The sequence below is a fragment of the Mesorhizobium sp. M0239 genome (genome assembly GCF_040321815.1).
Classification (GTDB): Bacteria; Pseudomonadota; Alphaproteobacteria; order Rhizobiales; family Rhizobiaceae; genus Mesorhizobium.
In genome coordinates this window covers 48,013-63,296 of the sequence record NZ_JAMYSG010000032.1, presented here as the reverse complement: position 1 = coordinate 63,296, position 15,284 = coordinate 48,013, and the positions used below count along the sequence as shown (strand labels likewise).

11 protein-coding genes are annotated in these 15,284 nt (G+C 63.4%); 5 read left to right on the top strand and 6 right to left on the bottom strand.

Annotated elements, in window-relative coordinates:
- The first annotated feature begins 157 nt into the window (after window positions 1–157).
- Both NKI99_RS27565 and NKI99_RS27560 read left to right on the top strand, forming a co-directional pair.
- Window positions 158–1,993 (top strand): monovalent cation:proton antiporter-2 (CPA2) family protein, encoded by a 1,836-nt coding sequence (locus tag NKI99_RS27565; protein WP_352612809.1) that lies wholly within the window; start codon window positions 158–160, stop codon window positions 1,991–1,993.
- A gap of 14 nt (window positions 1,994–2,007) precedes the next feature.
- Entirely contained in the window at window positions 2,008–2,553 is a 546-nt protein-coding gene (locus tag NKI99_RS27560; RefSeq protein WP_023813032.1) for a DUF924 family protein, read from the top strand.
- Between the two features lie 27 nt (window positions 2,554–2,580).
- Here NKI99_RS27560 and folK read toward each other — a convergent pair whose 3' ends face one another.
- Genes folK through folP form a run of 3 tightly spaced genes read right to left on the bottom strand, consistent with a single transcriptional unit; the run spans window position 2,581 to window position 4,291 of the window.
- The gene (folK, locus tag NKI99_RS27555) at window positions 2,581–3,093 is read right to left on the bottom strand and encodes a 2-amino-4-hydroxy-6-hydroxymethyldihydropteridine diphosphokinase (RefSeq protein WP_023813033.1); all 513 of its coding nucleotides are present in this window, start codon (window positions 3,091–3,093) and stop codon (window positions 2,581–2,583) included.
- Window positions 3,077–3,436 (bottom strand): dihydroneopterin aldolase, encoded by a 360-nt coding sequence (gene folB / locus NKI99_RS27550; RefSeq protein ID WP_023813034.1) that lies wholly within the window; start codon window positions 3,434–3,436, stop codon window positions 3,077–3,079. The genes folK and folB overlap by 17 nt, the downstream gene beginning before the upstream one ends.
- A 3-nt stretch (window positions 3,437–3,439) precedes the next feature.
- Complete coding sequence (gene folP, locus NKI99_RS27545; RefSeq protein WP_352552995.1) at window positions 3,440–4,291, bottom strand: dihydropteroate synthase; 852 nt, start codon at window positions 4,289–4,291, stop codon at window positions 3,440–3,442.
- Between the two features lie 103 nt (window positions 4,292–4,394).
- Between folP and NKI99_RS27540 the strand changes: the two genes are divergently transcribed.
- Both NKI99_RS27540 and NKI99_RS27535 read left to right on the top strand, forming a co-directional pair.
- The gene (locus tag NKI99_RS27540; protein ID WP_352440309.1) at window positions 4,395–5,054 is read left to right on the top strand and encodes a DUF922 domain-containing Zn-dependent protease; all 660 of its coding nucleotides are present in this window, start codon (window positions 4,395–4,397) and stop codon (window positions 5,052–5,054) included.
- A gap of 204 nt (window positions 5,055–5,258) precedes the next feature.
- Entirely contained in the window at window positions 5,259–6,740 is a 1,482-nt protein-coding gene (locus NKI99_RS27535) for an MDR family MFS transporter (RefSeq protein ID WP_352612808.1), read from the top strand.
- Window positions 6,741–6,743: 3 nt separating this feature from the next.
- Here NKI99_RS27535 and NKI99_RS27530 read toward each other — a convergent pair whose 3' ends face one another.
- The 3 genes from NKI99_RS27530 to NKI99_RS27520 all read right to left on the bottom strand — a co-directional run bounded on the left by NKI99_RS27530 (window position 6,744) and on the right by NKI99_RS27520 (window position 8,669).
- Window positions 6,744–7,772 carry an NAD(P)/FAD-dependent oxidoreductase gene (locus NKI99_RS27530; RefSeq protein ID WP_352440292.1) on the bottom strand — a complete coding sequence of 343 codons (1,029 nt, stop codon included), beginning with the start codon at window positions 7,770–7,772 and terminating at the stop codon, window positions 6,744–6,746.
- 96 nt (window positions 7,773–7,868) lie between these two features.
- Window positions 7,869–8,189 carry a 2Fe-2S iron-sulfur cluster-binding protein gene (locus NKI99_RS27525; RefSeq protein WP_013531878.1) on the bottom strand — a complete coding sequence of 107 codons (321 nt, stop codon included), beginning with the start codon at window positions 8,187–8,189 and terminating at the stop codon, window positions 7,869–7,871.
- Between the two features lie 111 nt (window positions 8,190–8,300).
- On the bottom strand, window positions 8,301–8,669 hold the full coding sequence (locus NKI99_RS27520) for an Hpt domain-containing protein (protein WP_352612807.1): 369 nt from the start codon (window positions 8,667–8,669) through the stop codon (window positions 8,301–8,303).
- Between the two features lie 272 nt (window positions 8,670–8,941).
- Between NKI99_RS27520 and NKI99_RS27515 the strand changes: the two genes are divergently transcribed.
- Window positions 8,942–15,253, top strand: coding sequence for a kinesin (locus NKI99_RS27515; protein ID WP_352612806.1), 6,312 nt, complete (start codon window positions 8,942–8,944; stop codon window positions 15,251–15,253).
- Window positions 15,254–15,284: the final 31 nt, after the last annotated feature.

Here is a 15,284-nt window from a genome sequence, read left to right as displayed (position 1 = left end):
CGTGATATAGATGCCGAACGTCCGGCAGGCAAGCGGGGACCGTTGTTCCACCAGGGGAATCGCTGCAACGGCACCCTACCTTTCCCGGCAGATTTCTCGCCTTGCCTCCCGCTCCAACTGCATGCAAGGAGTGCTGCGAGACACAGGGACAAGAGGCATGGCGGCGGAAGCATCGGGCAGTGATCTGGTTCAGGTGGTGGCGCTGCTTGCTGCCGGCGTCGTCGCCGTCCCCATCTTCAAGCGCATGGGCCTCGGCTCGATTCTCGGCTATCTGGCCGCCGGCGTGGTGATCGGCCCGTTCGGCCTCGGCGTCTTTTCCGAATCGGAAGCCATTCTTCATGTCGCCGAACTCGGCGTTGTGATGTTCTTGTTCATCATCGGGCTGGAAATGCAGCCGTCGCGGCTGTGGGGCCTGCGCCGCGAGATCTTTGGCCTCGGCGCGCTGCAGGTTGGCGTCTGCGCGCTTCTGCTGACAGGTGTCGGCATGGCTGGAGGGTTTCCGATCGCACAATCCTTCGTCGCCGGCGCCGGCTTCGTGCTGACCTCGACGGCGATCGTCATGCAACTCCTCGAGGAACGCGGTGAAATCGCCGCACCGAAAGGCCAGCGCATCGTATCGGTGCTGCTGCTCGAGGATCTTGCCATCGTGCCGCTGCTGGCCCTGATCGCGTTCCTGGCACCCGGTGGAGCCGACACCAGCCTGTCGGAGCGGCTAACCGAGGTCGGCATCGGCCTCGCCGCTATCGTCGGCCTGGTGGTGGCCGGCCGCTATCTGCTCAACCCGTTCTTCCGCATCCTGGCGGATGCCCGTGCCCGCGAGGTGATGACGGCCGCGGCACTTCTGGTCGTCCTTGGGTCAGCCCTCGCCATGCAGCTCAGCGGCCTGTCGATGGCGATGGGTGCCTTCCTGGCCGGCGTGCTTTTGTCCGAATCGACCTTCCGCCACCAACTCGAAGCCGACATCGAACCCTTCCGCGGCATCCTGCTCGGTCTGTTCTTTCTCGCGGTGGGCATGTCGCTCGACCTGCATGTGGTCGCGGCGAACTGGCGGCTGATCGCCCTTTATGTCGTCGCCTACATGGTGATGAAGGCGTTCGGTATCTACATCGTCGCCCGCATCCTGAAATCAGGCCACCGCGAAGCCCTGGAGCGCGCGGTCTTCATGGCACAAGGCGGCGAATTCGCCTTTGTCCTCTACTCGGCGGCCGCGGCGGTCGGCATCATCGACGGCAACGCCAACGCGACGCTGACGGCGATCGTCATCATCTCCATGGTGCTGACGCCGCTGGCGATCATCGCCTTGCGCTATCTGACGCCGCGCGACGAGCAGTCGCTCGACGGCGTCGATGTCGCCGATGGCCTGACCGGCAGCGTGCTGGTCATTGGCTTCGGCCGCTTCGGCCAGATCGCGAGCCAGCCGCTGCTGCTGCGCGGCATCGACGTCTCGATCATCGACAATGATGTCGAAATGATCCAGGCGGCGGCCGATTTCGGCTTCAAGGTCTACTATGGCGACGGCACGCGACTGGACATCCTGCATGCCGCCGGTGCCGGCCGGGCGCGCGCCGTGCTGATCTGCGTCGACAAGGCCGATGTGGGTGTTCGCATCGCCCAGCTGATCAAGGCCGAATTCCCACTGCTCACAGTGCTGGCCCGCGCATTCGACCGTGGAACGGCGCTGCAGCTCATTCGTGCCGGCGTCGATTACCAACTGCGCGAAACCTTCGAATCCGCACTTGTTTTCGGTGGCTCGGCACTGGAATCGCTGGGCGTCGACCCCGAAGACGTGGCTGAAACGATCGAAGACGTCAGGCGCCGCGACACCGATCGCTTCGAAACCCAGCTTGCCGAAGGCATTCGCGCCGGACAGCGCTTCCTGAGAGGCAATATCGGCACGCCGATTCCGACACCGCTCTCCACGCCGCGCCGGCCTGGTCAGGCACTCAATGAAGAAACCGCGGGTGTGCTGCACAAGTCCGAACCCGCCGATTGAGCAAGGAACTATGCATGGAATTGGACAGCCGGGCCCTATCGGTCACCAAATTCTGGCGCGATGCCGGCGAGGATGCCTGGTTCGAGAAGAACGAAGCATTCGATGCCGAGTTCCGCGACCGCTTTCTCGGCCTGCACTATGCCGCCGCTCGGCGTGAATGCGACGACTGGCTGGAACATGCCGAAGGCGCGCTGGCGCTGATGATCCTGCTCGATCAGTTTCCGCGGAACTGTTTTCGCGGCACCGGCCATATGTACGCGACCGATCCGCTCGCCAGATATTTCGCAGAGAGGGCGGTCGCGGCCGGCCATGACCTGGCACTCGAGGAAGAACTCCGCGTTTTCCTCTACCTGCCGTACGAGCATTCGGAACTGCTGGCCGACCAGGACATTTCGGTCGAGCTGACGCAGGCCAGGGCCGAGCCCTACCTGAAATACGCTGTCGAACACCGCGATATCATTCAGCATTTCGGCCGTTTTCCGCATCGAAACAAGATGCTTGGCCGCGAAACCACGGTGCAGGAGCAGGCGTTCCTGGATGGTGGCGGCTTCTCTGGCTGAAGATCCGGCTACTGCCTCGTCCGGACCTCAGGCCAGCCACCAATCCCGGCCGGACGACAATCGCTCGATGCCTGAGGTATCGACGGCGACCAGGCGGTCGGTGATGCTGCGGCCGCTGACAACCAGGCTGGGCGCGATCTCGGCCAGCGGCGCCAGCACGAAGGCGCGCTCCAGCATGCGCGGATGCGGCACCTCCAGCCCGGTCTCGTGGATGACGCGGTCGCCGAACACCAGAATGTCGATGTCGATCAGCCGCGGCCCCCAGCGCTCCTCGCGCACCCGCTTCAGCTTGCGCTCCGCATCGAGGCAGAGGTCGAGCAAGGCACGCGGTGCAAGCACGGTGGAAATCTCGGCGGCCGCATTGAGAAAATCCGGCTGATCGAGCTTGCCCCAGGGCGGCGTGCGATAAAGCGACGAGACGCCGGTGACGCGCGTATCCGCGTCGGCATCCAGCATTCGCAGCGCCGCGCCCATGGATTTCGCCGGATCGCCAAGATTGCCGCCAAGGCTGAGATAAACGGTACTATTCGGGCCAGACAACGGTCACCTCGACATAATCGAGCACGCCGGGCACCGGTGCGTTCGGCTTGCGCACCGTGATCTCGGCTTTCTTTATCTGCGGAAAACGCGCCGTCAGCGCACGGGCCACTTCGAGCGCCAGCGACTCGATCAGAAAACGGCGCTGCCCGGTGATGATCTTTTCAATGACGGTGAATGCAATGCCGTAATGGACCGTATCCTCGATGGAATCCTCGGCAAGCGCCCGGCCCGGATCGACGGTGAGAACGGCATCGACATAGAAGCGCTGGCCGAGCCTTTCCTCCTCGTCCAGCACGCCGTGCCGGGCAAAGAAAGCGCAGTTCTTCATGCGGATGACATACATCGCTCAGTTTCTCGCCCGGTCCGTCTGACGCGCCAGCATAGCATCCGCAAGCGCCAAAGCGTCCACGTTGAATGCGACATCGTGGACGCGAAACAGATCGGCGCCCTGGAGCCTCAATATAACGCTGGTCGCCGCTGTTCCGACCCCTCTGTCGGCGGCATCACGGCCGGTGACCGTGCCGATGAAGCGTTTTCGCGACGTACCGACCATCAGCGGCAAGCCGAGTGCATGCAATTCCGAAAAGCGTGCCATTAGGTCGAGATTTTCCTTCGCCGTCTCCTTGGCGAATCCGAAACCGGGATCGAGCACGATATGATCGTCGGCGATGCCGTTCTGGCGGACGATTTCCAGCGACTTTCGCAGGAACGTCAATTGATCGGCAATCACATCCGGCAGTTTCTGGCGATCCCGCCCGGTATGCATGATGACAAGCCCGGCGCCGGTGTCGGCGGCGACACGCGCAATATCGGGCTCGCGCTGCAAACCCCATACATCGTTGACGATATGAGCGCCGGCGGCAACCGCCAGCCGCGCCGTGTCGGCGCGATAGGTGTCGACCGAAATCAGCACCTCACTCACGCCCGCCAGCGCTTCGATCACAGGCAGGATGCGGTCCTGTTCCTGACTGGCCGATACCGCGGCAGCACCTGGGCGCGTCGATTCTCCGCCGACATCGACGACCAGTGCCCCCTCCCCGATCATGCGGCGCGCCTGGGCCAGCGCCTTTTCAGGGGCGTCGAACTGGCCGCCATCGGAAAAGCTGTCGGGCGTGACATTGAGGATGCCGACGACCACGGCCTTGCCGCCAAGGTCGAGATGGCGTCCATGCGCCAACTGCCATCGCCTGGCCGTCATTGCTCATCGACCATGGAGTTCATCAATCATGTGTGATCCCTGGCGGATCAATTTCATTGCGCCGGCAACGGCCGTAAAGCAAGGTGGTCGAAGAGGCAACATGATGAAACGATCCATGCTTGGCATGAAAAAACCGTCCCTGTGCGTGAAACAATCCTTGGCTTGCGCGCTGCTGCTCGCCATGACCCCGCTTCCGGCGGCTGCCGCCAATCTCGTCAAGACGTACAGCTATTTCGCCATCGGCGGCAGCACGCTCGACGACATCGAGGCACAACTCTCCAAACGCGGGCCGGAGGTGAAAAGCACCGGCACCCGGCACCCGGGCGCCACGCAAATGGCCTTCACCACCCGTATCAGCTATGCGCAGACACCGAGTTCCTGCCGAATCGCCGACGCGGTGGTGACCGTCAAGGTGAAGGTGATCCTTCCCGAGTGGCGCCGCCCGCGCAAGGCCGATGCCGATGTCAGGCTGTTCTGGGATACGCTGTCCGCCGACATCAAGCGCCATGAGGAGCGCCATGTCGAAATCGCCAAGAACCATGGCGGCGAACTCGAAGAGGCCTTGAAGGCCACCTACCCGCAAAAGAACTGCGACGCCGCCAAGGCCAAGGCGGCCGCGATCACCGCGGCTGTCCTGGCCAGGCACGACCGCGCCCAGCTTCAGTTCGACCGCGTCGAAAGCGTCAATTTCGAAAGCCGCATCCTGCGGCTGCTGCGCTACCGCATGGAGCGCATCGGCAACGGCCGACTGCCGCCGGCCTGAACGCACCCGAACTGAAGCCAAATTCGCCGAAGCGTAGTGCCAGATTCGAAAAACTTTCGAGCCGCTGTCGAAACCGGCCTATATGGGACGACATATATCAGGCTCGCCAGACGCGAGCATAAAACACCAATGCGATCCGAACGGTCGAGAAACCGGAACGGCTGAACAGCGCCGGTCAAATCGCAAGCTTATGGATGAACGATCATGGACCAGGCTGTCGATAACAAAACGATGGCGGAAACCGGCACGCCGATAACAGAGAGCGAAAAGAACGCCATTATCGGCGGCGTGCTGTTGTCGATGCTGTTGGCGGCACTCGATCAGACCATTGTCGCGCCGGCCATGCCGACCATCGGGCATGCGCTCGGAAACGCACACTATCTGCCATGGATCGTCACCGGTTATCTCCTGACCGCTACCGCCGTGGCCCCGCTCTACGGCAAGATTTCCGATGTCTACGGACGCCGGCCAACCGTCTATGCCGCGATCCTGATCTTTTTGGCGGGATCGCTGGTCAGTGCGATGGCTCCCAACATGTTTGTGCTGGTTGTCGGGCGGGCGATCCAGGGCGCCGGCGGCGGCGGCTTGTTCGCTTTGACGCAGACCGTCGTCGGCGATCTCGTTCCGCCGCGCGAGCGGGCACGCTATGCCGCCTGGTTCTCCGGCACATGGGCCGTCGCCAGCGTTGCCGGTCCGTTGCTCGGCGGCACTTTCGCCGAGCACCTGCACTGGTCACTGATCTTCTGGATCAACATTCCGCTTGGTGTTCTTGCGATGGCGATCATCAACAAGCCGCTCAAGAAACTGCCCGTTGCCGCAAAGCGCCATCGTATCGACGCCCTGGGCGCGTTGCTTCTGATCATTGCCACGGCGCTGCTGCTGCTCGCATTGAACTGGGGCGGCAGCGCCTATCCCTGGATTTCGCTTGAAGTCATCGGCGTTCTCTGCGGTTCGGCGATTTTCTGGGGCGCTTTTGCCTTGCGGCTTATGCGAGCCGCCGAGCCGCTCATCTCGCTTGAAGTGCTTGGCAATCCAATCGTTCTGGCAGGCACGCTTTCGATGTTCCTGCTTCAGGCCGCAAGCGTCGGCATGGCTGTGTACCTGCCCGTCTATCTTCAGGCGGTGCTCGGCCTGTCGGCAGCAGAGTCGGGCATCGCGATGCTTGGGCTTCTGCTGGGGACCGTCGGCGGCGCGGCATTCAGCGGGCGCATGATACCGCATTTCACCCACTACAAGCGCATTGCAATGGTGGGCGTCGTCTTCAGCATGCTGTGCCTCTGCCTGCTGGCCGTCGTCGCAGGATATGCAACGCTGCTGGAGGTAGAGGTCTTGACGATCTGCATCGGGTTTGGAACCGGAACGACGTTTCCGGTCACCACCGTGTCGGTCCAGAACGCCGTCGATCGCGTGCATCTCGGCGTCGCGACGGGCGTGCTGACATTCCTGCGTTCGCTTGGCAGTGCGCTTGGTGTCGCGATGCTCGGCGCGGTCGCTCTGGGCTACGGCCTGCCGCTTGCCGGTGAAGGCGTGCGGATCGTGGGCCATAGCGCGACGGTCGAGCCGTTCGTGATGATCTTTGCCGTCGCCGCCGCTACATTGCTGCTGGGGCTGATCACGCTGACGCTGATGCCCGAAAAGGAGCTTCGCGGTTACGCCGACAATGCGACGCCCATCCTCGCCGAGTAAGCTTCAGCCGGAGACGCCGAGCTTCTTCTGCAGGCTGGTCGAGGAGGTCGTGTACTGGAAAACGATGCGCTCGCCGGGGCTGATGATGCGCTTGGCGGCCTGCGCCATCAGCGCCACTTCGTGGAAGCCCGACAGGATCAGCTTCAGCTTGCCCGGATACCAGTTGATGTCGCCGACCGCGAAGATACCAGGCACCGATGTCTGGAACTTCTCGGTATCGACCGGAATAAGGTTCTCGTGAAGGTTGAGACCCCATTCCGCGATCGGTCCGAGCTTCATGGTCAGGCCGAAGAACGGCAGCATGCGCGTGCAAGGCACCTCGACATCGCCGTCCGGTCCCTTGATGGTGGCCGATGACAGTTGGCCGTCGGCACCGGTCAATCCGGTCACCTGCCCGACCTGGAATTCCAGCTGCCTCATTTCCTGCATGGCATACATCTTGTTGACGCTGTCGGGGGCGGCACGGAACTCGGGCCGCCGGTGCACCAGCGTCACGCTCTTTGCCACTGGCTGCAGGTTCAGCGTCCAGTCGAGTGCCGAGTCGCCGCCGCCGACGATAACGAGGTCATGGCCGCGAAAATCCTCCATCCGGCGCACCGAATAGAAGACACTCTTGCCTTCATAGGGCTCTATGCCGGGGATCGGCGGACGCTTGGGCTGGAAGGAGCCGCCGCCGGCGGCAATCACCACCACCTTGGCCTCGAACACCTCATTTTCGTCGGTGGTGACGCGAAAACTGCCGTCCTCCAGTTTTTCCAGGCTGGAAACCATTCGGTTGTAGCTGAAATCAGGCTTGAACGGCGCGATCTGCTCGAGCAATTTGTCGACCAGCCCCTGCGCCGAGATCGAAGGCCAGCCTGGAATGTCGTAGATCGGCTTTTCCGGATAGAGCTCCGCGCACTGGCCGCCCGGCCGATCCAGAATGTCGATCAGGTGGCACTTCATGTCGAACAGGCCGAGCTCGAACACGGCAAACAGGCCGACCGGCCCTGCCCCGACAATAAGCACGTCTGTCTTGGTGGTCTCGGTCATGCGATGTGCCTCGCTGCGAAGAGAGCAGGACACTGCATGACCAATGCTCCGCTGCCAAGCCGCAGCGGGAAAAATCAGTTGGCAAAGATCCTGCGCTTATCCCTGGCGGGCGGGCACGCGGACAACCAGGCCGTCAAGCGCATCGCGGACCTTGATCTGGCATGACAGGCGCGAGTTGGGCTGGACGTCGTAGGCGAAGTCCAGCATGTCCTCTTCCATCGCTTCCGGCTCGCCGACTTCAGCCGTCCAGGCTTCGTCGACATAGACGTGACAGGTGGCACAGGCGCAGGCACCGCCGCATTCGGCTTCGATCCCGGGCACGGCGTTGCGGATCGCGTTCTCCATGACCGTAGAGCCGTTCTCGGCGTCCATGTCGAAATGCGTGCCGTCATGGGCAATGAAAGTCAGCTTGGTCATTTGTCACCTGAAGGGAGTTCCAGCCGAGATAATCACTCCGGCTGACAAGTCAACTGCCGCATGAAAGCGCCGCCCGATGACGTTTTTCCGCAAATCGGGTTCGGCGCGGATTCAGCGGTTGATGGCGGCGATGAAATCGCGCACTTCGTCGATCAGCGTGCCAAGCCGCTTGAGCGTCTGGCCGTCTTCCGGCCGGTGCTCGATCTCGGTGGCGCAATCGGCAATGGCAAAGGCGCCGACGCCCCGTGCCGAACCCTTTAATCCATGGGCGAGCAGAAGCCGGTCCTTGATGTCGGCGTCGACTATTCTGTCGCGCACGGACACCGCCTGCTGTACAAACAGCGCCAGCACCTCTTGCTCAAGGCTGCGGTCGCCCATCGTCTGGCGGGCAAGGTGTGTTAAATCGACCGGCCGTGACCGCCTTGGTCCGGATACGTCGCCCCCGGGCATTGAGAAGGCAATGCCGCTTTCGCCACGCATGAACTCGAACTCCGTTTCTTCGATTCGCCCAAAAACCTAGGCGAATCCAATGGACAACGGGTTAATGAATGGCCGGGAAAAATGTTGCCAAAGCGGCGCCCAAATCACAGTTCCGTTAACCTTATATTTAAAGTTTTACGTATCCCGCGGAATGCATGTTTTCTTTACCCCCCTGTGTCATTACGATACGAGGGGTCCATTTTCAGCCTCCTGCGCGGGGCAAGACAAACAGAATTATAAGCCCGCGGCAGCTAGTACAGGGTAGCGAAGGCATGGCAAAGAAACCAACGACGACGAGAACTCTCGACAGCGACGTGGCCAGGGAACTGGAAAAGGCGCTCGATCTCGACCTCAGCAACGAGATCGGCAGCGGCGACCTCGACATCGCGGCTTCGATGGAGGATCTGGAAGCTCAGATATCCCAGGCGGCCGACGAGCTGGCGCGCGAGGGACGCAATCATAAGCCGGAACAAAACCCGGAGCCTGTGGTCAATCAGAACCACGCCGCGAAACCCGCGCCCAAGGCCAAGCCTGCCGAATTGCGCCCCGTGGAACCGCGCAATGGCGCCCAGCCCGCGGGTTTCGCGCCGGCCAATGACGATCGCCAGAAGGACTACAAGACGCTTCTGCACAGCCTCAACAGGCGTGCCTCGAACACCATTTACTGGGTCGTCGCCTTCGTTTCGCTCGCCTGGTTCGCCGGCGCCGGCGGTTTGGCCAATCTGCTTTTCGGACCGAGCATCTGGAGAATCCGTACGCTCGACCAGTTCCTTGCCCGTCCGGAACTGATCGGCCTCGCTGTCGCGGCCATCGTGCCCGTCATCCTGTTCTGGGCCTTCGCCGCCATGATTCGCCGCGCCCAGGAAATGCGCATCGCCGCACAGTCCATGACCGAAGTGGCCTTCCGCCTGACCGAGCCGGAAAACCTTGCCCAGGATCGCGTCATGATGATCGGCCAGGCCGTTCGTCGCGAAGTCGCGGCCATGGGCGAAGGCATCGAACGCACACTTGCCCGCGCCGTCGAACTGGAAACGCTTGTCCACAGCGAAGTCAACCAGATCGAACGCTCCTATTCCGAGAATGAATCCCGCATCCGTTCGCTGGTCGACGGGCTCGGCAGCGAGCGCGAAGCCGTCGTCACCCATGCCGAGCGCGTCCGCGCCTCGATCACCGGCGCGCATGAGACGCTGAAGGACGAGATCGGCGCCGCCTCCGATATCATCCGCGACTCGATCCTGAATGCATCGACCAAATTGTCGATGACGATCACCAATTCCGGCGACACGCTGATCGATCGCATCAACGAAAGCTCGATGTCGATCTTCGATTCGGTCGAAGGCCGGCTCGATTCGATCACCGATCGGCTGTCGACCTCGGGCGAGGCCTTCGCCAGCCTTCTCGACACCCGCATTGCCAAGCTGACGGACACCACGGACGGCCTGACGCGGTCGTTGACCGATCTGCTCGACGATCGCACCACCGGCATGGTGTCGCTGCTCGGCGGCGCCGCGCGCACCCTCAATTCCGAATTCGAGGCCAGCCTCAACGGCATCGAGCGGACGCTCGCCGAACGCGGCCAGGCACTGATCAGCGAGTTCCAGACCCGCGCCGAGGCGCTCGACACCGGAACGCAGAAGCTCAATGCGGCACTCGAGGCCCGCGCCCGCCAGATCAACGAAACGCTGGTCGAGCGCGCCCGCGAAATCGCCCACACCTTTGCCGAGAGCAAGGATACGTTGTCGGCGATGATCGATCAGGGCAAGACCCAGATCGGCGCCGACATGGCCGACATCGTCACTTCGACCTCCTCTATGCTCGAAGCCCGCGCCAGCGACTTCGCCGGGCGCATGGAAGCCGCCCGCCACGTCGTGTCGCGTTCGTTCGACAGTGACATCCAGCGGCTCGCCGACGCCCGCGTCGGCATCGAGGAAGCCGTCGAGAACCACAGCAGGAAACTGTCAGAAAGCCGCGAACGCATGGCCACGGCCATGGAGGCCGACCTGGCGAAGTTCGCCGAGGGCCGCGCCGGCATCGATGCGGCGGTGACCAACCAGGTACAGAAGCTGGCCGAAGGCCGCAGCCTGATCTCGCGCGCTCTTGAAGAGGATCTGCGCAAGGTCAATGAATCGCGGGCGGCCATCGATGCATCGCTCGGCAGCCATCTCGAAAGGCTGGAAGAAGGCCGCAACAGGCTCTCCACTGCCTTGAACGAAGACTCCGGAAAACTGGTGCAAGCTCGTACGATCATTGATGAAATGGTCGCAGGTCATGTCGGAAAACTCGCCGAGGGCCGCAACATCCTGTCGCGCGCTTTGGAAGCCGATCTCGGCAAACTGTCCGACAGCCGCGCCGACATCGACGGTCTGGTCGCCGGTCAGGTGGAAAAGATCGCCGAAGGCCGCGCCGTGCTCGCCAAGGCGTTGGAAAACGACATCGTCGGCATCAAGAGCCTCATCGAAACCCATTCCGCCAAACTGGCAGAGGACCGCACACAGCTTTCCCATTCGCTCGACAATGATCTGTCCGGCATACGCGGCCTGATCGAAGGGCATTCAGGACGCCTCGCCGAAGACCGCAGCCTGCTGTCGCAGACCCTTGAAGCCGACCTTGCCAAGCTGGCCGAAAGCCGTTCGAGCATCGACGGTCTGGTCGCCGGTCAGGTCGAGAAGCTGGCCGAAGGCCGCGACATTCTCAAGCGCGCGCTGGAATCCGACCTGAACACGATCAAGGGCGTCATCTCAAGCCAGTCGGAAAAGCTGGCCGAGGATCGCGGGCAGCTTTCGCGGGTGCTGGAAACCGACCTGCAGAATGTGAACAGCGTCATCGCCGATCACATGAACAAGCTTGTCCAAGACCGCTCCGCCCTGTCCAGGGCACTTGAGGACGACCTCGCCAAGCTGGCCGACAGCCGCTCCAGCATCGACGGGCTCGTCGCCGGTCAGGTCGAGAAGCTTTCCGAGGGTCGCGACATCCTGCGGCGCGCTCTGGAATCCGACCTCAATGCGATCAAGGGAACCATTGCCGATCAGTCGCAGAAGCTGGTCGATGACCGGGCACAGTTCGCCCGGGCGCTCGAGGCTGATCTCGAAAGCGTCAACGGCTTGGTCAACAGCCATTCCGAAAGGCTCGTCCAGGATCGTTCAACGCTGTCGAAAGCGCTTGAAGCCGACCTCGAAAATGTCGGCGGCCTCGTCAACAGCCACGCGGAAAGGCTCGTCCAGGAACGCTCGACCCTGTCGAAGGCGCTCGAGGACGATCTCGCCAAGCTGGCCGAGAGCCGCTCCAGCATCGATGGCCTGGTCGCCGGCCAGGTCGAGAAGCTCGCCGAAGGCCGCGATGTTCTCAAGCGCGCGCTGGAAGCCGATCTCGCCAAGCTGGCCGAAAGCCGCTCCAGCATCGACGGTCTGGTCGCCGGCCAGGTCGAGAAACTGGCCGAGGGCCGCGACATTCTCAAACGCGCCCTCGAAGCTGACCTGCAGAAGCTTACCGAAAGCCGTGGCGATATCGACGACGTCATCGCCGGACATGTCGGCAAGCTGTCCGAGGGCCGTAATATGCTGGCCCGCGCACTGGAAGACGATCTGGGCAAGTTGGCCGAGGCCCGCAAGGACGTCGACCGGTCGCTGTCGGGTCACATCGACCAGATCGCCGCCAGAAGCACCGGCATTTCCGACGCGATCGCGGCGGATGTCGAAAAGATCGAGCAGGCGTTCAGCCGCCAGACGGGCATCATCGAGGAGCGCGCCGGCACCATGGAGCGTGCGCTCTCGACAGGCGTCGACAACGTCCGCGCCGTGCTCGAGAAGAGCGCCGTATTTGTCGCCGGCGCCCTGCGCGAGAAGGTGCTGGAAGTCACCAGCACCCTGCACGAGCAGGCCGGCGCCGCGTTCAGCGACGCCGACCGCAAGATCGCCGAGCGCGCCGAGCAGACCTCCGCCGCCCTGCTGGCGCGGGCCGAAGACATCGCCCGCACCTTCGAGGATGCAGACCGTCGCCTGCACGCCCGTGCGGAAGATACGTCGAGCGCCTTGCTTGCCCGTGCGGACGACACGTCCAGCTCGCTGCTGGCCCGCGCCCATGAAACCGCCGATCAACTGGCTGCTCGCGCAAGCGAGATCGCCGGCACCTTCGAAGCGGCGGACCAGAAGCTCGCCGCCCGCGCCCAGGAAACCGCCGATCAGCTGACCGCCCGGGCTCAGGACACCGCCGATCATCTGGCAGCTCGTGCAAGCGAGATTGCAGGCACGTTCGATGCCGCCGACCAGAAGCTGGTCGCCCGCGCCATCGAAACGGCCCAGTCGCTGGCCGCGCGCGCCGGCGACATCCTGCGCAACTTCGAAGGCGCCGACCAGCGGCTCGGCATGCGCATCGGCGAATCGGCCGAAGCGCTTGCCGCACGCGCATCGGACCTTGGCCGCATCTTCGATGCCGCCGACCAGCAGCTCGTCTCGCGCATCGCCGAAGGTTCGGAAGCGCTGTCGAGCCGTGCTTCGGAAATCGGCCGTATCTTCGACGACGCGGATCAGCGCCTGGTGTCGCGCATCGCCAGCAGCACCACCATGATCGGCGAGCATGCCGAGACCATCGTCGGTGCCTTTGCCGATACCGAGCAAAGGGTCGCCGAACGCGCCAGGCGGACCGGCCAGGACATGGCCGTGCACGCCCGCGAAATCGAGCAGGCGCTTGCCGGCGCCGACGAGCGGCTCGCCTCGAGCGCCGCGGCCGCGGCCGCCCGTGTCGAAGAGCAGGTCTCAGGCGTCGAGAACCGCCTCGCCTTCACAGCCGAGACGATGGGCCAGAAGCTCAACGAGCAGGTGTCGAATGCCGAGGCGCAACTCGTCTCGCGCGCCAATGTGATCGCCGAGACCTTCACCGCGGTCGGCCAGCATATCGGCCAGAGCACCAACGATGCCGCCAAGACGATCGGCGCCAACACCCGCGAACTCAACACCATGCTCGCCGCACGTTCGGCCGAAATGTCGAAGATCCTCGACGAAACCGCACGGCCCTTGGTCGAGCGTTTCGCCCAGGGCGGCTCGGACCTGCAAAAGAGCATGGAAGAGGTCACCGAACGCGCCACCGAGAAGCTGCGCAGCGAGAATGCCGCGCTTGTCGACGCACTCGCGAACCGCACCGCCGAAACCTTGTCGGCGGTCGAGGGCGCCCGCTCGTCGCTGTCCGACAGCGTCGCCGATCTCATCGGCCGGATGACCAAGTCTAGTTCGCAGCTCGGCCAGCTGATCGAGCAGGCCGCGGTCAATCTCGGCCAGGTCGATGAACGCCTGAGCGGCAGCACGCAAAGCTTCGCCGCCACCACCGAGAAAGCCGCGCAGACCTTCGCCAGCTCGGCGCGACTGGTCGATTCGAACACGACAAGGCTGACGGAACTGTCGTCGTCCACCTTGCGCGAGGTGGCGTCGATCGCCACCAAGTTCGACGAACACAGCCGCCTGCTGTCCAGCGCTTCGGACCTGCTGAGCTCGGCCCAGAGCAATCTCGAACACACGCTCGAGAGGCAATCGTCGCTCGAAGACCTCGCCGTCGGCCTAGTCAAGAAGTCGGAAGATCTCGAAAGGGTCATGCGCTCGTTCGAAAATCTCGTCGGCCAGACGCTGCAGAATGCCGAAGGCAAGACGATGGAATCGGCCGACAAGATCCGCAATGCCATCACCGACGTCGTCGATTCGGCAACCAAGCGCTTTGCCGATGCGACCGAGGAGATGCGGCGCACCGCGGGCTCGATCAAGAGCGAACTCGACCTGACCCGGGCCGAGCTCAAGAAGGGCGTCATCGAAATGCCGGAAGAGGCAAAGGAATCGACCTCGGCCATCCGCCGCGCCGTTTCCGAGCAGATCAACGCCCTCAAGGAGCTTTCGGACATCGTGGCCAAGTCCGGCCGCGGCGGCGGTGACGGATCAGAACCACGCAACCTGCGCCCAGCGCCGCAAGCGCCGGCCGCACGCGCCGCCGAGCCGCCGCGCCGTGCACCGGCACCGCAGCCGGACCTGCGCACGCCTCAGGCGCCCTTGGGCGGCCCTGCATTGCGAGGCACGCTCGACCTTGAGCGTCCTGCCGAGGCGGCACCGCGTCCGCGCGGCGATGCCAGCGCCCGCACGCCTCAGGGCGGATGGGTGCGCGATCTGCTTACCGCGGCATCGAACGATGAGGACCTCAGGTCGGCAGCCCCTACGGCCCCCGTGGAAGCGCAGCGCGCTACCCCTGCCCAGCGCTCGCCCCTGCATGTCGTGGAATCGCTGAACTCGCTCTCCGTCGACATCGCGCGTGCCATCGACCACGATGCTTCGATCGAGCTGTGGAACCGCTACCGGCGTGGCGAGCGTGACGTCTTCACGCGGCGGCTCTACACGCTGAAGGGACAGCAGACGTTCGACGAGATTCGTCGCAAGTATCAGGCCGAGGCCGAGTTCCGCGCCGCCGTCGACCGCTACTGCGACGATTTCGAGAAGCTGCTCAAGGATGTCTCGCGCAACGACCGCGACAACATCATGGCGCAGACCTATCTGACGTCGGACACAGGCAAGGTCTACACCATGCTGGCCCATGCGAGCGGCCGCCTGCACTAAGACAGGAATTGAACAGGCGGGGCCATGGTCC